17 protein-coding genes are annotated in these 21,660 nt (G+C 63.8%); 11 read left to right on the plus strand and 6 right to left on the minus strand.

What is annotated here, in order from left to right; genetic code table 11:
• Window positions 1-37: 37 nt before the first annotated feature.
• Entirely contained in the window at window positions 38-1,045 is a 1,008-nt protein-coding gene (gene sohB, locus ACNPAA_RS03130; protein ID WP_103243541.1) for a protease SohB, read from the minus strand.
• 224 nt (window positions 1,046-1,269) lie between these two features.
• Here sohB and ACNPAA_RS03135 point away from each other — a divergent pair, with 224 nt between their 5' ends.
• Both ACNPAA_RS03135 and ACNPAA_RS03140 read left to right on the plus strand, forming a co-directional pair.
• On the plus strand, window positions 1,270-2,025 hold the full coding sequence (locus ACNPAA_RS03135; RefSeq protein WP_111896436.1) for a YciK family oxidoreductase: 756 nt from the start codon (window positions 1,270-1,272) through the stop codon (window positions 2,023-2,025).
• 89 nt (window positions 2,026-2,114) lie between these two features.
• A complete protein-coding gene (locus ACNPAA_RS03140; RefSeq protein WP_201872646.1) occupies window positions 2,115-2,891 on the plus strand; it encodes a LysR family transcriptional regulator in 777 nt (258 codons plus the stop codon).
• A gap of 71 nt (window positions 2,892-2,962) precedes the next feature.
• Here ACNPAA_RS03140 and ACNPAA_RS03145 read toward each other — a convergent pair whose 3' ends face one another.
• On the minus strand, window positions 2,963-4,135 hold the full coding sequence (locus ACNPAA_RS03145; RefSeq protein WP_417891584.1) for an MFS transporter: 1,173 nt from the start codon (window positions 4,133-4,135) through the stop codon (window positions 2,963-2,965).
• A 164-nt stretch (window positions 4,136-4,299) separates the two neighbouring features.
• Here ACNPAA_RS03145 and ACNPAA_RS03150 point away from each other — a divergent pair, with 164 nt between their 5' ends.
• Complete coding sequence (locus ACNPAA_RS03150; protein ID WP_201872645.1) at window positions 4,300-5,439, plus strand: MalY/PatB family protein; 1,140 nt, start codon at window positions 4,300-4,302, stop codon at window positions 5,437-5,439.
• Between the two features lie 148 nt (window positions 5,440-5,587).
• Entirely contained in the window at window positions 5,588-6,943 is a 1,356-nt protein-coding gene (locus ACNPAA_RS03155) for a TAXI family TRAP transporter solute-binding subunit (protein WP_201872644.1), read from the plus strand.
• A gap of 63 nt (window positions 6,944-7,006) precedes the next feature.
• Here the strand turns inward: ACNPAA_RS03155 and ACNPAA_RS03160 are convergent, their stop codons facing one another.
• Window positions 7,007-7,909 (minus strand): LysR family transcriptional regulator, encoded by a 903-nt coding sequence (locus ACNPAA_RS03160; protein ID WP_041212603.1) that lies wholly within the window; start codon window positions 7,907-7,909, stop codon window positions 7,007-7,009.
• A 190-nt stretch (window positions 7,910-8,099) separates the two neighbouring features.
• Here ACNPAA_RS03160 and ACNPAA_RS03165 point away from each other — a divergent pair, with 190 nt between their 5' ends.
• The 4 genes from ACNPAA_RS03165 to ygjK all read left to right on the plus strand — a co-directional run bounded on the left by ACNPAA_RS03165 (window position 8,100) and on the right by ygjK (window position 13,556).
• Entirely contained in the window at window positions 8,100-9,356 is a 1,257-nt protein-coding gene (locus tag ACNPAA_RS03165; protein WP_042880306.1) for an adenylosuccinate synthetase, read from the plus strand.
• A gap of 177 nt (window positions 9,357-9,533) precedes the next feature.
• The gene (locus ACNPAA_RS03170; RefSeq protein WP_049637270.1) at window positions 9,534-10,067 is read left to right on the plus strand and encodes a YbhB/YbcL family Raf kinase inhibitor-like protein; all 534 of its coding nucleotides are present in this window, start codon (window positions 9,534-9,536) and stop codon (window positions 10,065-10,067) included.
• 11 nt (window positions 10,068-10,078) lie between these two features.
• Window positions 10,079-10,891, plus strand: coding sequence for a helix-turn-helix transcriptional regulator (locus tag ACNPAA_RS03175; protein WP_048207195.1), 813 nt, complete (start codon window positions 10,079-10,081; stop codon window positions 10,889-10,891).
• A 184-nt stretch (window positions 10,892-11,075) separates the two neighbouring features.
• Window positions 11,076-13,556, plus strand: coding sequence for an alpha-glucosidase (gene ygjK, locus ACNPAA_RS03180; RefSeq protein ID WP_417891585.1), 2,481 nt, complete (start codon window positions 11,076-11,078; stop codon window positions 13,554-13,556).
• 81 nt (window positions 13,557-13,637) lie between these two features.
• On the opposite strand, the gene tyrS is transcribed toward ygjK, so the two are convergent.
• Window positions 13,638-14,837 carry a tyrosine--tRNA ligase gene (gene tyrS / locus ACNPAA_RS03185; protein ID WP_039040151.1) on the minus strand — a complete coding sequence of 400 codons (1,200 nt, stop codon included), beginning with the start codon at window positions 14,835-14,837 and terminating at the stop codon, window positions 13,638-13,640.
• Between the two features lie 114 nt (window positions 14,838-14,951).
• Between tyrS and ACNPAA_RS03190 the strand changes: the two genes are divergently transcribed.
• Together ACNPAA_RS03190 and ACNPAA_RS03195 are read left to right on the plus strand one after the other, a co-directional pair.
• A complete protein-coding gene (locus ACNPAA_RS03190) occupies window positions 14,952-16,262 on the plus strand; it encodes a peptidoglycan DD-metalloendopeptidase family protein (protein WP_200164641.1) in 1,311 nt (436 codons plus the stop codon).
• Between the two features lie 154 nt (window positions 16,263-16,416).
• Complete coding sequence (locus ACNPAA_RS03195) at window positions 16,417-17,541, plus strand: anhydro-N-acetylmuramic acid kinase (protein WP_279976874.1); 1,125 nt, start codon at window positions 16,417-16,419, stop codon at window positions 17,539-17,541.
• A gap of 110 nt (window positions 17,542-17,651) precedes the next feature.
• Here the strand turns inward: ACNPAA_RS03195 and ACNPAA_RS03200 are convergent, their stop codons facing one another.
• A complete protein-coding gene (locus ACNPAA_RS03200) occupies window positions 17,652-18,053 on the minus strand; it encodes a hypothetical protein (RefSeq protein ID WP_234917632.1) in 402 nt (133 codons plus the stop codon).
• 375 nt (window positions 18,054-18,428) lie between these two features.
• Window positions 18,429-19,301, minus strand: coding sequence for a hypothetical protein (locus tag ACNPAA_RS03205; protein ID WP_041212597.1), 873 nt, complete (start codon window positions 19,299-19,301; stop codon window positions 18,429-18,431).
• A gap of 1,069 nt (window positions 19,302-20,370) precedes the next feature.
• On the opposite strand from ACNPAA_RS03205, the gene ACNPAA_RS03210 reads away from it, so the two are divergent.
• Window positions 20,371-21,636, plus strand: a complete 1,266-nt coding sequence (locus tag ACNPAA_RS03210) for a RidA family protein (RefSeq protein ID WP_279976871.1) — start codon at window positions 20,371-20,373, stop codon at window positions 21,634-21,636.
• The last annotated feature ends 24 nt before the right edge of the window (window positions 21,637-21,660 follow it).

Here is a 21,660-nt window from a genome sequence, read left to right on the forward strand (position 1 = left end):
CTTGATCACGACCTCGCAGTAAGCTCGAAACAGGTTCTCAGCGCCAGGGGCTCTGCTGCCACAGGCGGCCGAGGGCCCCCTCCAGCCCCAGTGCCGCCTGCTTGCCAAGCTTCTGGGTCAGGCTCCTGGGTTTGCTGTAGCGGATGCCGACCACCTTGTGATGGCTGGCCTGGGCCAGCAGGTAGTCATCGCTGGTGCAAAGCGCATCCACCAGTCCGAGCTGCTTGGCCTGGCTCGCCAGCCAATGCTCGCCGGTGGTCACCTTGTCGATGTCGAGACCGGGTCTGTGCTCGGCCACGAAGGCCTTGAACTGTTCGTGGATGGCCCCCAGCTCCTCGCGAAACTTCTCCCGCCCCTGATCGTCGTTCTCGCCGAACATGGTGATGGTGCGCTTGTACTGGCCTGCGGTGTGCATCTCGAATTCGATGTCGTGCTTCTTGAGCAGCTTGTTGAAGTTCGGCATCTGGGCAATCACCCCGATGGAGCCGACGATGGCGAACGGCGCCGCCAGGATCTTGTCCGCGACGCAGGCCATCATGTAGCCACCGCTCGCCGCCACCTTGTCGATGGCCACGGTCAGCGTGATGTCCTTGTCCCGCAGCCGCTGCAACTGGGAGGCGGCCAGGCCGTAGCCGTGCACCACGCCGCCGCCGGATTCGAGGCGCAGCAGCACCTCGTCCCCGGGGCGGGCCACGCCTATCACGGCGCTCACCTCTTCCCGCAGGGATGCCACCTCCTTGGCATCCATGCTGCCGTTGAAGTCGATGACGAACAGCCGGCTGCGCTCATCCTCTCCCTTGGCTTTGGCCTTGTGCTCCGCCTTGCGGGTCTTCTCCATCTGCTTGCGCTCGGCCTTGCCCGCCAGGGCTGCCTGCAGTTGATGGCGCCCCTGCTCCAGCTCGCCGGAGAGATCGGTCACCACCAGCTCCCCCTTGCGGGATTTGGGCTGGCGGCTGCTCGCCACCATCAGGATGACGGCGCCGATGGCCAGCAGGAAGGTGAGGGTCTTGGCCAGAAACAGGCCGTATTCGGTCAAAAATGCCACTTGATGCTCCGCGCTATGTTCGGTTTTTTCACATAGTAAGGAGTTTGCCCCCCTCGCGCAAAAACTCTGCCATCTCCCGTGCCAAGGACGGAGGGATCGACGCTATCGCCCTGTTTTATTCACATTTTTGCCGTCTCATACTGGTCAACTGCCGGGCCGGGTCAGTACACTTGCCCACTCGATTCGTTGCGCCAAGCCGCCAGGCATTGTTAACAGGAGTCCACATGCTCGACTATCAGGCCCCCCGTGATCTGCTCAAGGACAAGGTCATTCTGGTGACGGGTGCCGGTGACGGCATCGGCCGCGAAGCGGCCCTCACCTATGCGGCCCACGGCGCCACCGTGATCCTGCTCGGGCGTACCAGTGCCAAGCTGGAGGCGGTCTACGACCAGATTGAAGCGGCCGGTCACCCCCTGCCCGCCATCGTGCCGGTGGACTTGAAAGGGGCTACTGCCGCCCACTACCGCGGCATGGCGGAGACCTTCGCTCAGCAGTTCGGCCGCCTCGACGGAGTGCTGTTCAACGCCGGGCTGCTCGGCACCCTGTCGCCGTTCGAACACATTCAGGAGCAGGAGTGGGACGAGGTGATGCAGGTCAACGTCAAATCCGAATTCCTGCTGACCCAGGCGCTGCTGCCCCTCATTCGCCAGACCGCCAAGGAGCACGGCGAGGCGTCCATCGTCTACACCTCCTCCAGCGTGGGCCGCAAGGGGCGCGCCTACTGGGGCACCTATGCCATTTCCAAGTTCGCCGTCGAAGGCATGATGGAGGTGCTGGCGGACGAGCTGGAGAACACCAAGGTGCGGGTCAACACCCTCAACCCGGGCGGCACTCGCACCAGGATGCGGGCCAGCGCCTTCCCGGCGGAAGATCCGCAAACCCTCAAGACCCCGGCCGATCTGATGCCCCTCTATCTCTACCTGATGGGGCGTGACAGTCAGGGCCAGAGCGGCAAGACCTTCGTGGCCCAGCCCAAATAAATCAACAAATCAACCGGATGGGATTACAGTGAAGAGGGGGTGCCAAGGCGCGCCCTGTTGAATCCCATCGGCCCCAGACAGGTTGCACTATGTTTCGTCCCAAGAGCACGTTTGAGCAATGGCGGATCTTTCAGGCGGTGGTGGACTGCGGCGGTTATGCCCAGGCTGCCGAGGCGCTGAACAAGAGCCAATCCTCCCTCAATCATGCGGTTGCCAAGCTGCAACAGAGTCTGGGGGTGGCCCTGCTGGAGGTGCGGGGACGCAAGGCGGTGCTGACGCCGGCGGGGGAGATCTTCCTCAAGCGGGAGCGCCTCTACCGGGCGCTGGCCCACTTCTACCCCCGCAGCCGCGGTTGCCGCATCAACCTGCACGAGCGGATCCACTGCCACTTCAATGCGCTGCAGGCGGGAGATCTGATGCTCTCCGAGCACCTGCCCCAGGATCGCACCGGCCTGCCGCTGGACGAAGTCTGTCTGCTTCCTCTGTGCGCAGCGGGCCACCCCCTTGCGGAGCAGGGAGAGCCCATCACCGCCGAGGTGCTGGCAAGCCACAACCAGATAAGCCTGCATCCCCCCATCCACCGCTCGGTGGACTGGAACGATGCGGACGACACCGGCTGGAAGGCGACCCACTATCATGAGGTGCTCAACATGGTGCGCCTTGGCATGGGTTACGCCTGGGTGCCCCGCCACCTGGTGCAGGAGGAGCTCGCCGAGGGCTCGCTGGTGCAGCTGGATCTCACCGGCGGCAGCGAGCGCTATCTCTACACCTACCTGCTCACCCCCTCGGTGGAGGCGCTGGGGCCGGCGGCCGAGCTGTTGCTGCGCTGCCTGCGCATCGAATACCAGGGAGACAACCCCAGGTAAGACCGCTTCTTCCCCGCACGACCGGGGCACTGGTGCCGGCACATCCGGGCATCGACTCCCCTTTGCATCCCCTATACGTTGGGGACCCGCCAGCAGGCGGCCAGCGCCATCAGCGCCAGGGCCGCCGCCACCATGAAGACCCCGTGGAAGCTCCAGAGCTCCGCCACCGTTCCCGCGATGGCCCCCGCCATGATGGAGCCGGTGCGGATGCTGTTGGAAAAGAGCGTGGTCGCCACCCCGGCGCGCCCCGGCATCAAGTCCTGGAAATAGGACATGCCGATGCCGGCCACGATGCCGATGAAGATGGCATTGAGCAGTTGCAGCGCAATGAGGGCATGCTGGCTCGACAGGGTCACGAGACCGCCATAGAAACCGACCCCGGCCAGCACCGCCAGCAGCATCATGGGCCGCTTGCCGAAGCGCCGGGTGTAGTAGCCCGCCAGCAGCATGAAGGGGATCTCCAGGGCCGCCGCCGTGCCCATCAGCAAACCCGCCAGCTTCTCCTCCAGCCCCAGCTCGCGGGTGATGTAGAGGGGCATGTTGATGAGGTACATGCTGTTGCAGGTCCACATCAGGGTGGAGGCGATGAAGAGCGCCCGCACCGACGGATCCCGCCAGCTACTCACCCGCTCCACCTCGCTGTCCATCACCGGCAGCGGCAGGGAGGGAAGCCAGCGCCACACCACGAAGGCGCAGATGACATAGGCCAGCGCCGAGGCCAGATACATCACCTCGAAGCCGTAGCCGATGGCGAGCGCGAAGGCGATGGGCGGCCCGATCACCCAGGCCAGGGAGAACTGGGCCCGCAGCACCGAGCTGAACATGTCGGCCTGTTTGTTGCGGCTGTCGGCGTATTCCCGCGCCAGGGCGAACAGCTGCGGGCTGGCGGTGGCGGTCAGGCTCGCCAGCAGCACCCCCAGGCTCACCAGCAACCAGTACTGCCGGTTCGAGGCAAACAGCAGGGAGAGCACGATGCCGGCGAAGCAGCAGCGCAGGATCAGCTGCTTGCGATCCCCCTTGTTGTCGGAGCGGTGGCCGAGCCACTGGCTGATGAGGATGCCGATCACCGCGTTCACCGTGTAGAAGAGCCCCACCAGGAAGGGACGCACCTGCACCTCCTCGGCCAGAAACAGGCTCAAGGTCGGCACCAGCAGCGCCACCGCCACCCCGGTCATAAAGGTCACGGCGAGAAACGAGAGAGAGACGGGATCCGGCCTCTTGCGGGCAACAGACAGCAAACTCATAGAGATACCATTGATATGGAAGAAAAAAAGGAGCCAGATGCGGGCGGGCTTGGCGTATGGCGGCGGCTATTTTATGTCATTATCAACAGCCACCTCAAGGGTTGCGGGGGGGCGTCCAAGTCCGTACATTGGAAGCCCATCCAGCGCCAGTACAAGGATTTAACATGTTTGATTTTGACCGGGAAATAGATCGCAGCGGTACCATGAGCCTGAAATGGGACAAATACAAGGGTCAGGATGTCCTGCCCATGTGGGTCGCAGACACCGACTTCGTCTCTCCCCCCGCCGTACTGGAGGCCCTCACCCAGCGTGTCGCCCACGGCATCTTCGGCTATTCGCGCCCCTCTCCCCGGCTCATCGAACTGATCGTATCGCGTCTGGCCAGCCGCTATGGCTGGACCATCCAGCCCGAATGGCTCGTCTTCCTGCCCGGGGTGGTGCCGGGCCTCAACCTCGCCTGCAAGGCCTGGAGCCAGCACGGGCGCGGCATCATCACCCCCAAGCCGGTCTACTACCCCTTCCTGCAGGCACCGGGCTTCAATGACCGCCCCCTGCTCACCGTCCCCGTGGTGGAGGAAGAAGGTCGCTGGGTGCTGGATCTCGAAGAGCTTGAGCGTCAGGCCCCCTCGGCGGATCTGCTGCTGCTGTGCAACCCCCATAACCCGGGCGGCACCGTCTTCACCCGGGAAGAGCTGCTGGCCATCGACGCCATCGCCGAGCGCCACAACCTGGTGATCTGCTCCGACGAAATCCACTGCGACCTGCTGCTGGACAAGGATGCCCGCCACATCCCCTATGGTGCCCTGAGCCCGGAGGCGGCCGAACGCTCCGCCGTCATGATGGCGCCGAGCAAGACCTTCAACATCGCAGGGCTGTGCTGCTCCTTCGCCGTGATCCCCAATGCCCGCCTGCGGCTCAAGCTGCAACAGGCGATGCGCGGCATCAGCGCCGACGTCAATCTGCTGGGGTTCGTGGCGGCCGAGGCGGCCTATGAGGGGGGCGAGCAGTGGCTGAATGAACAGCTCGACTACCTGACCGGCAATCTGGCCCTGATCGAGCAGGCCGTGGCCCGCTGGCCCGGCGTCAAGCTGGCCCGCAACCAGGCCACCTACCTCGCCTGGATCGACATGAGCGCCCTGGGGCTGGACGATCCCGTCTCCTTCTTCGAACAGGCGGGCGTGGGTCTCTCCCCCGGAGCCCAGTTCGGCAACGGCCAGTTCGTGCGGCTCAACTTTGGTTGCACCCGGGCCCGTCTCACCGAGGCCCTGGCCCGCATGGAGAAAGCCATTCTCCAGACCCGCTAGCGAACCGTCCCGGGCGGCGGCCCCAGGCCGCCCGGTGCGCGCAAAAGCGGTAAAATCCGTTCAGCTTCCCGTCTGATACGGATAAGATGAGGCTCATCACCGGATGAGCCCGCCTCCTCCTTATGTTCAGCCACGGTTTCGGTCCACTATGCGCCCATTCGCCTTCTCTGCCCTGTTGCGTCTGCCACGTACCGCCCTGCCCTGGCTTGCGGCCGTGCTGGCGCCCTCCCTCTTCGCCTCCCCCGCCTATGTCACCATCGGTACGGGAGCCCTCAACGGCGTCTACTACCCCACAGGGGGGGCCATCTGCCGCCTGCTCAACGAGGAGAGTGCCCGCCACGGCCTGCACTGCACGGTGCAGAGTACCTCGGGCTCCATCGCCAATCTGGCGGCGCTCGCCAAGGGAGAGGTACAGCTCGCCCTGATGCAGTCGGATGTGCTCTACCATGCGGTGCACGGCACCAGCCCCTTCGCGGGCCAGGCCCCGGACGATCAGCTGCGCAGCCTCTTGCGGCTCCACAAGGAGTCCCTGACCCTGATTGCCAGCGCCACCAGCAACATCACCACCCTGGCCGACATCAAGGGCAAGCGGGTCGATGTCGGCGCCCCCAACTCCGGGGACAGGGTCACCAGCCGGGCCCTGCTCGATGCCATGGGGTGGCGGATCGCCGACTTCAGCCGCCCGCCCGTGATCTCCCCGGGCAACCGGCTGGAGGGGCTCTGTGACGGCACCCTGGATGCCGCCTTCGTGGTCGCCGGTCACCCCAATCAGGCCATCGGCGATCTCACCGGCCGCTGTCAGGCCCGCCTCATTCCCATCGAGGGGGAACAGGTGGACAAGCTGCTCAAGCAGCACCCCTACTATGATCGCAGCCGCATCGGCGCCAACCTCTATCCGGGGCAGACAAGCGGCGTCAATACCTTCGCCGTCACCGCCGAACTGGTGGCGCTGGCCAGTCTGCCCGAGAGCGAGGTGCGCACCCTGCGGGACGTTCTGAACGAGCGGCTCAAGCAGTTCACCCGGCTGCATCCGGCACTGACCACCCTCACCTGGGAAGGCATGCAGGCGGGCAGCATCGCCCTGCTCCATCCCGGCATGCTGGATGCCGTGCCCACCATCCCGGCGGACACCCTCACGGCATCCGGTGCCGGGGCGACATCGGGTGCCTTGCCGACCTTGTCCCCGGCGAGCAGCGCGGCCACACCGACCGATGGGACAGGCCCCCTGGAAGGCACCGCGCCACTGGAGGGGTCCGACACCTTGCCGGAGCAGCCGGCCGCCGCGACCCTCTCAACCAGTTCGGGGGCGGCCTCCACCAACCAGGCCCCGGCCCTGACCGAGCCGCCCACACCGGGCAGCGCAACCCTGGCACCAGGCCATCCCCTGACCCCGCCTGAGGCGCCCGCCTCGTCGGCAACGCCGCTGGAGGCGCCATCACCGCAGGCCATGCCGGCCAGCCCGCCCAGCCACGCGGTGGGGACCACAGCCCCCGCCGGGCAATGAACACCAACCAAGAGGCCACCCCAGGGGTGGCCTCTTGGTTATCGGGAACGGGCGCCTGGCCTGTCACGGCGCCAGCAGCAGCGCCGGATTCTGGATCTCCTCCTCCACCCAGTGCAGCAGTTGCTTGATGGCCCGCGACAGCACCTGGTTCTGGCGCACCACGTACCCCAGGCTGGTACCGGGAAAATCGGTGAGCCGGGTCACCGGGGCGGTCAGCTTGAGCCTGGGGTGAAGGGAGAAATCCGGCACGATGGCGACGCCAAAGCCCGCCTCGGCCCAGTCGAGCTGGGCATCCACGCTCCCCACTTCCATGATGCGGCAGCTCGGCAGGCCGAGCAGGGGCAGGGAGGGATCGATCAATGCCCGGGTCCGGGTGTCGTGCCCCAGCAGGATCAGGGTGGGCTCGTCCAGAGGATCGCTCTCTCCCGAGCTGGCCCGCGCCTGCCAGCGGGCCAGGCCGTGCCCCAGGGCACACCAGGTCACCTGCTGCAACTCGGTGTAGAAGAGCGGCTCGCTGCGCTTTTGTGCCATCACGAAGCCCAGATCCGCCTTGCCCGCCCGCACCAGATCCGCCGCCTGATCCGAGGTGGTGTTGAACAGGGTGAGGTCGATGCCGGGGAAGGCCTGCTTGAAGCGCTGGAACGGCTGGATGAGCAGCAGGCGCGAGATGATGTCGCTGGCGGCGATGGCGAGCGTACCCTGGCTCAACTGGCTCAGGGCATTGAGATCGGACTGGCAGAGTTGCAGCTCGTTGATGGCGCGCTCGGCGCTTTGCAGCAGCCGCTCCCCCGCCTGGGTCAGGCGAAACGGGCTGCGCTCCACCAGCTTGACCCGGGTCGCCTGCTCCAGGTTCTTGAGGTGCAGGCTCACATTGGGTTGCGTCATGTGCAGTTCGGTGGCCGTCTGGCCGAAGTGCTGCAACCGGGCCAGGGTGACGAAGGTGTGCAGCCAGTGAATGTCCAGCATGGGGTTCCTCTTCTCCCGGGTCGATGGCAGGGCCAGCGCCGCCAGGGCACGGGCACCACGAAAGGGAGCGCGGTGTCGATAATTGCACCGGAATTATATGGCTTCCTTATCGGAATTATAAAGATAATTAATTTTTCTAATCCTCACGGGGCTCCTAGGATGGACGCCTAACGTCTTAGGAGAAAGAGTCATGTCGTCTATCGTAGTCGTAGGTGCTAACTGGGGTGATGAAGGCAAAGGCCGCATCGTCGATTATCTGGCAGGCCAGGCTGGCGCCAGTATTCGTTTCCAGGGCGGCAACAACGCCGGCCACACCGTGGTCAACGATCTGGGCACCTTCAAGCTGCACCAGGTGCCGAGCGGCGTCTTCAACCCGGATTGCCTGGTCGTGCTGGGCCCCGGCATGGTGATCAGCCCCGAGAAGCTCACCGTCGAGCTGGAAGAGGTCAAGGCCTCCGGCGTCATTCCCAAGCTCGCCATCTCTGACCGTGCCACCCTCTGCCTGCCGCTGCACGCGCTGGAAGACACCCTGGAAGAGCAACGCCTGGGTGACGGCGCCTACGGCTCCACCCGTCAGGGCATCGCCCCGGCTTACGGTGATCGGGTCATGAAAAAGGCGATCCTGGTGGGCTGGCTGAAACAGCCGGACGTGCTGGTCGAGCGCATCCAGTTCATGCTGGACTGGAAACTGCCGCAGATGAAGGCTCTCTATCCGGACTTCGAATTCACCCAGACCGCCCAGGAGATGGCCGACTGGCTGCTGGAAGTGTCCGCTCCCTGGCTGGACGCCGTCTGCAACGTCAGCATGCCCCTCAAGGCACTGCAAGCCGAAGGCAAGACCCTGCTGTTCGAAGCCCAGCTGGGCGCCGGCCGTGATCTCATCTACGGCGAATACCCCTGGGTCACCTCCTCCCACGTTTCCGGCGCCTACGCCGGCATCGGTGGCGGTCTGCCGGGCCTGCGCCCGGAGCGCGTCATCGCCGTGGCCAAGGCATTCAGCTCCTCCGTCGGTACCGGCACCCTGCTGACCGCCATGGAGAACCAGGACGAGTTCCGCAAGATCACCAACGAGTTCGGCGCCACCACCGGCCGTCCTCGTGACGTGGGTTACTTCGATGCCGTTGCCACCAAGAACGGCGTCGAGCTGCAGGCTGCCACCGAAGTGGCCCTGACCAAGCTGGACTGCCTGACCGGTTTGCCGGATCTGAAGATCTGCGTGGCCTACGAAGGTGCCCACACCGAGAACCCGATCTGGCCGCAGACCGCCGCCCTCACCCCCGTCTACGAGAAGATGGAGAGCTGGAGCGAAGACATCAGCGCCTGCCGCACCTTCGCCGAGCTGCCCAAGGCTGCCCAGGACTATGTGCTGCGCATCGAAGCCCTGCTGGGCGTGCCGGTGCCCATGGTCTCCGTCGGCCCGGGCCGTGACGAGATGATCCTGCGCTAAGGCCCCTCGCCTCTCCCAAAAACCGGCATCCCAGGATGCCGGTTTTTTTATGCCCCTCAAAAGCCCCGAACAGCTCACAAAATCCGCCTACATGGCATAATTTGAGCCATACGGGCACTCTGTTTTGAGCCAGCCCCCTTAGAGTGAATGCCATATTCACACAAAGGAGTGCCCATCATGAGATCCCCCATTATCCCGCTGCTGCCCCTGTTCTGCCTCGCGGCTCTACCCGCCGGCGCCATGACCCTCAAGAGTACCGACATCCGCGAGGGTGAACCCATGGACAAGGTCTTCAGCTTCAACGGCTTTGGTTGCAGCGGCGAGAACCGCTCCCCCCAGTTGAGCTGGCAGAGCCTGCCCGCCGGCACCCAGAGCGTCGCCATCACCGCCTATGACCCGGACGCCCCCACCGGCAGCGGCTGGTGGCACTGGCTGGTGGTGAACCTGCCGGCCAGCCAGAGCGAGCTGCCGAGCAATGCCTCCGGCAAGATCAAGCAGGGGCTGGAGCTTGGCACCGACTACGGTACCCAGGGTTATGGCGGCCCCTGCCCACCCGCCGGTCACGGCATGCACCGCTACCAGTTCACCGTCTGGGCCCTGCCCAAGGCGCTGGAGGTGAAGGCAAACACCCCGCCCGCCATGGTAGGCTACATGCTCAACAGCCTGGCCCTTGGCAAGGCCACCCTGACCGCCACTTTCACCACCCCCTAGGAGCCCGCCCGATGAGCACGCCCCTGCTGCAACTGAATCACTACTTCGGGATCCGCCAGCAGCCCCTGCGCCGGGTGCTCATCTACGCGCCGACCCTCATCTGGGTGCAGCAGGGCCGCAAGCAGCTGTGGTGGCGGGAGCAGCGCCTCTCCTTTGACAAGGAGAGCTGGCTGCTGATCCCGGCGGGTCACCGGCTCACCTTCGTCAACCAGCCGGAGCAGGGCACGTTTCGCTCCCAGGCGCTCACCCTGCTGGCCCCGCCACCGGCCGAGTGGCTGGCAGAGAGCACCCTCGATCTCCTCAAGCCACCGGCCATCAGGGTGACGTCAGCCCTCGCCTTCTGCTTCGATCTCGTCACCACCATGGCGCAGCGGCAGCTCTGCGAGACGGCCCAGACCCAGCTGCTGCAAGGGTTTTATGGCGAGCTCAGGGAAGCGGGGGGCCTTGGCCTGCTCTTTCCTGCCACCACCATGACCCTGGGGGAGCGGCTGGCCCGTTACCTCAGCGTGGAGCCTGGTCTTGATCACCGGCTGGAGACGGTAGCGACCCACTTCGCCATGAGCCGCGCCTCCCTGGTCCGCAAACTGGCCGCCGAGGGGCGCAGCTTTCGCCAGGTGCTGACCCAGGTACGCCTGGGGCACGCCCTCACCCTGCTGCAACAGGGGCTCACGCCGCTTCAGACCGCCCTCGCCTGTGGCTACGACTCCCCCGGCCGCTTTGCCGCGCGCTTCAAGGAGGAGTTCGGCCTGACCCCCCACCAATACCTGCGTACCTGCCCCTCCTCTCTCTCGCTGACTGCCACCACAAAAGTAAATAATTACTAAAATATAAGACTATGTAACCTCGTGTAACCGGGTGATCCGGCTCACACTCGTCCCTCCTGCACTGTGACACAGCGCCAATAATCCCGTCAAAATCGCCCTATAATGGCTCTCGCAAACGCTTTCACTAAAACAAATACTAAAAAACACCTTCCTTAACCGACAAAAACTGTCATTGGAGCGAGAGATGTTTCGTAAAAGTTTACTATCCGTCACCCTGAGCGTCGCCCTGTTCGGCCTCACTGCCTGCAACGGCAATGACTCCAGCAGCCCGGCCGCCCCCAGCGCCACCCTGGCGAACCAGTATCAGAACGTGATCGACCGCAGCGGCACCCCGCTCCAGTTCCGTGACTTTGACAGCTACGCCAACCTCAAATACAACCCGCTGCTCGATCTCGGTGCCTGGCACGGCTTCCTGCTGCCCGCCAGCGACAGCGAGTGGGGCGGCTTTACCGGCCCCATGGTCATCGCCGAGGAGTACAGCCTCTTCTTCGCAAGGGAATTGGACAAGCTGACCCTGAGCGACGAGAGCGGCCGCGCCTTCCCGCTCACCAGCGCCAGCAAGCAGGCGCTGTACGCCATCCCGGGGGCGCTGGTGCAACGCTTCGAATTCGACCCCTTCACCCTGGAGCTGGAGCTGCGCTACGGCGATGCCCGCACTGCGCTGGTTCGCACCCGCCTCATCAACCACACTGACGCCCCCCTCACCCTCAAGCTCAACTGGCAGGGGGAGCTGCTCAACCAGTGGGATGCCAACAAGACGGTCGCCGAGCAGTACCCCGCCTGGACCCGCACCATCAGCCAGACCGAGCGCGGCGTGGCATTCCAGTTCGGCAAACTGCGCAGCACCTGGAACATCATGCAAAGCGGCAGCGCCAGCTACCGCATCGATCGCACCCTGCCCAGTCGCACCACCCTCGACGAGCAGGGGCTCGGCTACGTGAGCGAGGCCAGCCTCACCCTGGCCGCCAAGGGCCAGCAGGATATCTACACCCTGCAGAGCTATGTCCACAGCAGTGCTGACGCGAGTCGCTTCGAGCAGAGCCGCCAGGCGCTGCTGGCCGACCCCGCCAGCCATTTCGACGACTCCATCCGCCGCTGGGAGGATTACCTGGCGCGCGGCCTCTCCAACCAGGGGATCCCGGAAGCCGAGCGGCGCATCGCGGTCAAGGCGATGGAGACCCTCAACGGCAACTGGCGTTCCCCCGCCGGTGCCATCCTGCACGACGGGGTGACCCCCTCCAACACCGCCCGCTGGTTCGACGGGGTCTGGGCCTGGGACAGCTGGAAGCACGCCTATGCCATGGCCCACTTCAACCCCGAGGTAGCCAAGAACAACGTGCGCGCCATGTATGACTACCAGATCCAGGCCGATGACCCGGTTCGGCCGCAGGATGCCGGCATGGTGATCGACGCCGTCTTCTACAACAAGCTCGCCGATCGCGGTGGCGACGGCGGCAACTGGAACGAGCGCGACACCAAGCCGCCCCTCTCCACCTGGGCCATCTGGGAGATCTACAGCGCCACCCAGGACAAGGCCTTCATCGCCGAGATGTACCCGAAGATCCAGGCCTATCACGACTGGTGGTATCGGACGCGGGACAACAACCGCAACGGCATCATCGAATATGGCGCCACCCGCCACGTCGAGCACAACGACGAGTTCGGCAACATCACCTTCAAGGTGCAGTACCCGACGGGGGCACCGGTCGGGCTGGATCTGTCGAGCTGTACCAATGAGGGAGATGGCTGGTATGGCTGCGCCGGCATGGCGCTCTATCAGCAGGTATTGAGCGTTGGCGGCTACGCCGACATGGATATCGGCGCCCAGCACGGTGCCGGCTGGGAGTCCGGCATGGACAACGCCGCCCGCTTCGGCTTTATCGAGCCGGATCAGCTCAAGCGCTATGCCGACAAGACCTATGGCGGCGACATGGCCAAGGCGCGCCAGGACTGGAACGTCTTCTTCTTTGAAAACCATCAGGACGATGGCAACCTCATCGGCTTCTCCATCGATCAGGAGTCGGTGGAGCTCAACGCCTTCCTCGCCAAGGAGAAACGCATCCTGGCCGACATGGCCGAGCTCCTCGGCAAGCCGGACGAGGCGAGCCGCTACCGCGAAGGGGCAACCCAGCTGGCCGATTACATCAACAGCTGCCTGTTCGATGAGGCCTCCGGCTTCTATTACGACCGCCAGATAGCCCAGGGGGATCTGCCCGACGCCAACGGCTGCGTCGGCAAGCTGTTGACAGCCCGCGGCCGCGGCCCGGAAGGGTGGAGCCCGCTCTGGGCCGAGGTGGCAGACAAGGAGAAGGCGGCGCGGGTGCGCGAGGTGATGCTCAATGCCCAGGAGTTCAACACCAAGGTGCCGCTCGGCACGGCGGCGCTGACCAACCCGGCCTACGACCCCGACATCTACTGGCGCGGCCGGGTCTGGCTGGATCAGTTCTACTTCGGGGTGAAGGGGCTGGAGAACTACGGCTATCGCAGCGATGCCCAACAGCTCGTCAACAAGCTGTTTAGCAATGCCGAGGGGCTGGCGGGCAGCGGCCCCATCCGCGAGAACTACAACCCGGAGACCGGCGCCATGCAGGGGGCCAGCAACTTCAGCTGGAGCTCGGCCCACCTCTACATGCTCTATCGCAACTTCCTGAAAACCGAGGGTTGATCCCAACCGACCCGGTCAATGACCCAACAAAAAGGCCTCCGCAAGGGAGGCCTTTCTTATGGCAGCGCCGCAGATGGCGACTTACTTCACGGTCACCCGGGCAAACTTGCGCTTGCCGACCTGGTAGACGGCGGTACCGGCACCGATGAGGGCCTTGCCATCGTCCAGCTTCTCGCCATCAACCTTGACCGCGCCCTGCTTGATCATGCGCAGCGCTTCGGAGGTGGTGGCCACCAGATCGGCGTCTTTGAGCAGGTTGGCGATGGCCAGCCCTTCCCCTTCCAGTGCCAGCTCGACTTCCGGCATGTCGTCCGGAATGGCGTTCTTGGAGAAGCGCTGGGTGAAGTCTTCGTGGGCCGCTTCGGCCGCCGCTTCATCGTGATAACGGGCGATGATCTCCTTGGCCAGCCAGATCTTCACGTCGCGCGGGTTGAGGGTGCCGGCAGCGATACCTGCCTTGAACTCTTCGATTTCAGCCAGCGGACGGAAAGAGAGCAGCTCGTAGTAGTTCCACATCAGATCGTCGGTGATGGACATGATCTTGCCGAACATCTCCCCCGGGGCGTCGTGTACGCCGATGTAGTTGGCAGCGGACTTGGACATCTTCTTGACGCCGTCCAGGCCGACCAGCAGCGGCATCATCAACACGCACTGGGTCGCCATGCCCGCATCTTTTTGCAGCTCGCGGCCCATCAGCAGGTTGAACTTCTGATCGGTACCGCCGAGCTCGACGTCCGCCTTGAGCGCGACCGAGTCATAGCCTTGCAGCAGCGGATAGAGGAATTCGTGAATGGCGATGGACTGGCCGTTGCTGTAGCGCTTCTTGAAGTCGTCGCGCTCCATCATGCGGGCCACGGTCTGCTTGGCCGCCAGCTTGATCATGCCGGTCGCGCCCAGCTCACTCAGCCAGGTGGAGTTGTACTCGATGCGGGTCTTGGCCGGGTCGAGGATCTTGAACGCCTGCTCGGCATAGGTGAGGGCGTTGTGCTTGATGGCCTCTTCGGAGAGCGGCGGACGGGTGGCGTTCTTGCCGGAGGGGTCACCCACCATGGCGGTGAAGTCACCGATCAGCAGGATCACTTCATGGCCCAGATCCTGAAAGGTCTTCAGCTTGTTGAGGATCACGGTATGACCCAGGTGGATGTCCGGCGCGGTCGGGTCCATCCCCAGCTTGATGCGCAGGGGGCGCCCTTCCTTCAACTTGGCGATCAGTTCTTCTTCAACCAGAATTTCTTCCGCTCCGCGCTTGATCTCGGCTAGCGCCACCTCGAGCTGGGACATTTTTTGACTCTCCAATCACGATTCCACAGGGCCAGACATATTACTGGAATGGCGGGCCAATTGGAAAGGCGGTAAACTCCGACCTTCTTCCGGGTTCAACTTTGTCTGCTTCTCATGGTCCTTTGGCACGCCTTCAACTCTCTCCCTCACTGGCACCGCAAGATGGTGCTGATCCTGAGCATCATGGTGATGATGCTGGCGGCCTGGCCGAGCGAACAGGCAGTCGCCACCCGGGTCGATGACAACGACAACGAACTGGCCGTCGAGCAGCAGGTCGACGAGGAGGCCCAGCTGGCACGGGCCGAGCCCGTCACCCCGCCCAAACCGCGCTACGTCACCAGACAGGTGAAGGTGCGAAGCGGCGACAACATGGGGGTCATCTTCCAGCGCCTGGGCCTCAGCACCACGGATCTGCACCTCATCGACCAGCTTGAGGGCACGGATACCCTGCGCCTGCTCAAACCCGGTCAGGAGCTCACCTTCAAGCTCACCAAGGGCGGCGAGCTGCACAGCCTCTATTACCCCCACAGCCTGGAGCAGGCGCTCAAGGTGAACCGCCGGGATGACGGCTTCGTGGCCAGGCCGGTGAAGATCGAGCTCGACACCCGCGAACAGGTGGCCCAGGGGGAGATCCGCTCCAGCTTCTGGGGCGCCGCCGTCGAAGCGGGCATGACGGAAGACCAGATCATGGATCTCGCCGCCATCTTCGGCTGGGACATCGACTTTGCCCAGGACCTGCAACCGGGGGACAGCTTCCGGGTGGTCTACCAGGACAAATACCAGGATGACGAGCGGGTTGCCTCCGGCGACATCCTGGCCGCCGAGTTCGTCAACCAGGGGGCCATCTACCGCGCCGTGCTGAATGAGGATGGCAACTACTACACCCCGGACGGCAAGGCGATGCGCAAGAGCTTCCTGCGCGCGCCGGTCAACTTCAAATACATCAGCTCCAACTTCAATCCGCGCCGCCTTCACCCGGTCACCGGCAAGGTGCGTCCCCACAACGGCATCGACTACGTAGCGCCGGTGGGGACCCCCATCATGGCGGCGGGCGGCGGCAGCGTGGTGGCCGCAGGCTACAACCAGTTCAACGGCAACTACGTCTTCATCAAGCACGCGGGCAACTACGTGACCAAGTACCTGCACCTCTCCAAGCGCACCGTCAACAAGGGGCAGCGAGTGAAGCAGGGGCAGACCATCGGCCTGCTCGGTGGCACCGGCCGGGTCACCGGGCCGCACCTGCACTATGAATTCGTGGTGGGCGGCGTGCACAAGAACCCGCGCACCCTCAACCTGCCCCAGGCGGAGTCTCTCAGCGGGCGGGCGCTGGCCAGCTTCAAGGCCCAGGCCATGCCCCAGCTGGCCAAGCTGGACAGCCCCGAGCTGCAACTGGCCAGAAACAAGGGCAACGGCGACGACAGCTGAGCGCTGTCGACCAAGGTGGAACACGGTATCAGACCGTTCCTCTGCACCACTGAAGAGGTGATGTCATGAGCGGGCCATATATCCGATTGATGTCGGGGACCAAGGCGGAACACGGTATCGAACCGTTCCCCTGCATCATTGAAAGGGGGTTGTCATGACTGAACGCTATATAGGCTTGATGTCCGGTACCAGCATGGATGGTATCGACGCCGTGCTGGTGCAGATCGAGGGGGATGCTCTGCGGGTCGAGGCGGCCCTCTGCCATCCCTGGCCTGCCGATACGGCTCGCACCCTGCATGAGCTTTGCACCCCGGGGGAGAACGAAATCGACCGCATGGGGGTCGCCGACAACCTGGTGGCCCGCGAATTTGCCGCCGCCACCCAGGCCCTGCTCGCGAAGGCGGCGCTGACTCCCAAGGAGATTCGCGCCATCGGCAGTCACGGCCAGACCATACGCCACCGCCCTGCCCTCGGCTTTACCCTGCAGATTGGCAACGCGGCCCTGCTGGCGGCCCTGACCGGCATCGACGTGGTGGCCGATTTTCGCACCATGGACATGGCCCTCGGCGGTCAGGGGGCCCCCCTGGTGCCCGCCTTCCATCAGGCGCTCTTTGCTCGCCCCGGCGCCCTGCGGGTGGTGCTGAACCTCGGCGGCATTGCCAATATCTCGGTGCTGCCCGGCCAGACCGACGGGGGGGCTGGTTCAGGGGTATATGGCTTCGATACCGGCCCCGCCAACACCCTGCTCGACGGCTGGTATCGCCGCCACCAGCCCCACGGTGACAGCTATGATGCCGGTGGCCAGTGGGCCGCCAGCGGCAAGCCTATCCCTGCGCTGCTGGAGCAGTTGCTGGCTCACCCCTACTTCGCCGCCCCCGCCCCCAAGAGCACGGGGCGTGAGATGTTCACCCTCGACTGGCTCGATGGCGAGCTGGACGGCTGCACATACGCCCCCGCAGATGTGCAGCGTACCCTGCAATCCCTCACCTGCCACAGCATCGCCCGCCAGTTGCCCGCCCACCGTGATGCGCCAACCCGGCCCGAGCTGTTTGTCTGCGGCGGCGGTGCCCACAACGCCCCGCTGCTGGCGGAGCTGGCAGCCCTGCTGCCCGACTGGCATCTGACCAGTACCGCCCAGCTCGGCCTTGCACCGGACTGGGTGGAAGGGGCCGCCTTTGCCTGGCTGGCACAGCGCTTTATCCAGCGAAAGCCGGGCAACCTGCCTGCGGTGACCGGGGCGAGCCGCCCGGCGGTGCTGGGCGCCCTCTATCCCGCCTGAACCGCTCCCCGAGCGCCCTCCCCTAATGAAACAAGCCCGAACAGGTGCACCTGATCGGGCTTGTTGTTATGCCTGGCGCCAGATGGCGCAGACCCGTCACTCTGTGCTCCCTACCCGAGCCGCTCTTTCAACCTGGCCGCCTGCGCCTTGAAGGCCTCATAATCGGCGACATGCCGACTCCTGGCGGCGGTGATCCACTGCACGCCCGTCTCGTCGGCGTGGGAAAATTCGATGCAAAACTCATATTTCGTGCTGGAGAGCAGCCCCATCAGGGCGCCAGACAGAAAACCCACCAGGGGCAGGAAGAGCACGATGAGCCAGTTGCCCGCCTGCTCGTAGGAAGGGGTGAAGTAAAAGAGCACACTGGAGGTGACCACTCCCAGCAACAAGCTCTTCTTGAGCCGATCCATCCAGCCGAGTGCTTTTACCTGCACGCCGACGATGCGGCCCAGATCGTAGCGATCCTTGTTCACCCTCAGTGTGTTGTCCGACTGTTCAATGGCAATGGCCATCCTGATACTCCGTCCTGTTGACTATGGCGATAAGGGGTTGCCGTGGCGGCCCCGGATTGTGCATCCCGTGATCATGACGGACCAGCAGCCAGCCACGGGGCGATGGGCGGCACCTCCCCCAACAGGAACACACGCTGCGCATGGTATCGTATGGCGCCAAACATCAAAAGACGTTCACATCAAAAGGCGAGGTGGATCACCTTCTATCCACCCCTTGTCCCCCGTGCAGCCGTTGGCTTTTCTGGCCATCCTCTCATGGGCAAGGTAGCCGGGGGATCAGGGGTCAGTGAGATTACAGCCCCGTGATGACCCTCAGGAGGGGCGGGCCGATGGGATAGCGCCATGGGCCCACACCTCGAGAGCACTCCCATGGCCCTAGAAGGCCCACTTCAGGAAGCGGTTTACCTGGCGCTTGACCGGAGCACAGAGCGGCGGTTTGGGAGGCTCCAGGTTGATCTGTCTGCGGCCCACCCTGGCTTCGCCCCGCAGCAGGATCTGGAGATAGTGGGGATGCTGGCGCTGGATGAATCGAGAGATCTCATGGGCCCAGGGTTTGGGGACTCCCCACAGGGTCGAGGCCAGGGCGCCGACGATACAGAAGAAGGCGGGCTCGTGCATGCCCATCCTGACGCCATTCTCCAGCGCCTCCTTGAAGGAGCCCGAATGGGCGATGCAGGTCATCACATTGACCATGAAGGCAGCATAGTCATCTTCCCCGCCGTGGCCCACCCTGGCCACCAACCCGGCCTGCGGTCTGTAGCCGAACTGGTGGCCGATGTGCTCAAGCACTGCATTGCGCTGGCGAATGACCTTGGCATAGAACATCAGCATGGCGGTACAGTCGAGCGCCTGGCTCAAGGCCGCCTGATGGGGATGGGTCTGGGTGGGACGGGGGGTGGTCAGCAGCGCGATCTCCTCCGAGATGGCGAGCAGACCGATGGGCACCGCCGTGCTGATAAAGGCAAGGTCAATGGCGATCGCCAGGTCCTGGCCCTCCTCCATCCGGCCGATGACCACCTGCTCGGCAAAGAGGCGACGCTGGCGCTCGATAAAGGCGCCATAGATCAGGGCTCTGAACTTCTTCTGGGGATAGGGGGTATCGAGCAGGGTCTCCATGGTCAGGATGGCGGCGCCGGTGCGACCACGCAGTTGATAGTCGGGGGCGAGGGGGAAGTGCTTGCCTAGGCGGGGGGGTGGCCGAAACCCGCTGGTGCGGCTGTACATGTCACCCAGAATGAATCCAAGCATAAAACCTCCGAAGTCAGATGACGGGGATCGCGATGCGATCGCATGTGCCACTCCCGGGCAGATGAGTGCCGATCCGTGCTGCTCGTCGGCAGGGTCCCTGATTTCATTATTAATCATACAGTTAATAATCCACCCAAACCCCGACCCAGGTCGCAATAACGGCAGTTGATGATAAAGAGCACAAATAAGGGTGTGCGGGGAAGATGAGCCGGCTGCATCGCAAGGAGTGCGGGATACGTCAGGGCGGCAAAGCAGGGCGGACTCCGGGGCCCCCTCACAGGAAAGGTCATGACAGGAGTGATATGCATCGGGGGGCGGCAAGTCGGGCCAGGCAAGGGGAAGGCCCCCTCCCCTTGCGTATGAGCCTTGTTGGCGGGCTGCGTTCGCGCCGCTGAAAAGATATGGCATAGGCGGCGCGGTGACCCGCCCATGTCAGCCTCCACTGCAGGGGCTAAAAAGCGCCCTCTCTTTCTCCCGTATTTATGTCATGACCTGTGGCCATGCAAAGAGGGTGAATGTTATTTCAGTGTGCTCACCGCAGCATATTTTGGCGGCGCTGAACAGGGCGTCGAGAGAGCGATAAATAGATAGCTATGCAAAACCGGGAGAATAAGCTGCAATTTCGCCAAAAGTATTAACGGAGGATTCACAGGCTGTAACCCTGATGCGCGACAATATGGCGCTATCTGGTTCCACTTTCATGGTAAAGCGGGATCATCATCACCTTTATTTGCCATGTCCGTCATGAATTGAATCGCAAAATGAATATATTTCACTCTGTTGAGCCACCTCATAGAAACAGGATCCCGGTTTGCATCCCGGGATAACCGCCCCCTAGAATTCTCCCGTCTGAATCACCAGGCCAACTTCTCTCCCTTGTCTGTTGCACGCGCTGTCTGCATCGAAACAGGGCTCGACACTGTGATGATCGTTCTCCTTTTCTCCGTCGCCCTGCGGCGGGAACGGGCAACTGTTGCCGCAATATCACGAGTCATCAGCGTGCCGCATTCGGCCAGGGAAGAACAATGCGGCCCGGACCCTACATCAAAAACGAAAAAGGAGTATCGCCATGAGTGGTACCATCATCAAGTCAACCAGAAATACCGCCAATGCGCCTCAGGATCTGGGGCCCTATACCCAGAGCGTGGCCTTCTCCCACTACAACAATATTGCCGCCCAGCTGCCGATCGACCCGAAAACGGGCGCGCTGGTCGCAGGGGATATCCAGGCCCAGGCCAGACAGTGTCTCACCAATATCCAGGGCATCGTCGAGAGCATTGGCCACGGCATGGAGGACATGGTGAAGGTGACTCTGTTCCTCGCGGACATCGCCGACCTCGATGCCGTCAACGCCGTCTATCGGGCATTCTTCCCCCACTCGCTGCCGACCCGCACAGTGCTAGCGGTGGCCGGTCTGCCGCTCGGCGCCAGGGTGCAGATGGATGCCCTGCTCTCCAACGGGGAAGGCACCTTCCCCCAGGCTCCCTGCCCGCTGCTCAAACTCGCCCGCAATAGCGACCACGCCCCGCAGGATCCGCTCTCCAGCCAGAGCGTCGCCTTCTCCCATTACAACAATATCGGTGCCCAGCTGCCCCTCGACCCCGCCTCCGGCGCCCTGGTTGACGGTGGCATCCGCGAGCAGGCGGCCCAGTGCCTGCGCAATATCAAAACCGTGCTGGAGAGCATCGACGTGCCCTTCGACGACATCGTCAAGGTGACTGTCTATCTGACCAATCTGGCGGATCTCGACGCCGTCAACGAGGTCTACACCACCTTCTTCCCGGACTCCGCCATTGCCCGCGCCGTCGCCTATCTGCCGGCCCGCAGCGTGATCGCGGCCTCTGCCCTGCCGCTGGGTGCCCGGGTGCAGATGGATGCGGTCATCTCCCACGGTGACGGCACCCCGCCCCAGTTGGTGGAAGACAGACACAACCTGGTGATCCGTGCCCGCAATACCGACAAAGCGCCACGCAGCCCGCTGCATAGCCAGAGCGTCGCCTTCTCTCACTACAACCATATCGCCGGCCAGTTGCCGCTCGACATGACCACCGGCAAGGTGCTGACCGGTTGCGTCCGTGAGCAGACCGCCCAGTGCCTCGGCCATATCAAGACTATTGTGGAGAGCATCGGCCACGTGATGGACGATATCGTCAAGGTCAATATCCAGCTTGCCAACATTGCGGATCTGGCGGACGTGGATGCCATCTACACCCAATACTTCCCGGGCTATCTGCCTGCCCGCACCGTATTCGGGGTAAGCGAACTGCCCGCCGGCGCCCTGGTGCAGATGGATGCCGTACTCTCCAATGCGGAAAGTACCCCGCCGCAGGTGTAACACGTTGCTTTAACGATAAAAAGA

The organism is Aeromonas sp. PS2Canimalfood6, from assembly GCF_048276795.1.
GTDB classification, from domain to species: Bacteria; Pseudomonadota; Gammaproteobacteria; order Enterobacterales; family Aeromonadaceae; genus Aeromonas; species Aeromonas caviae.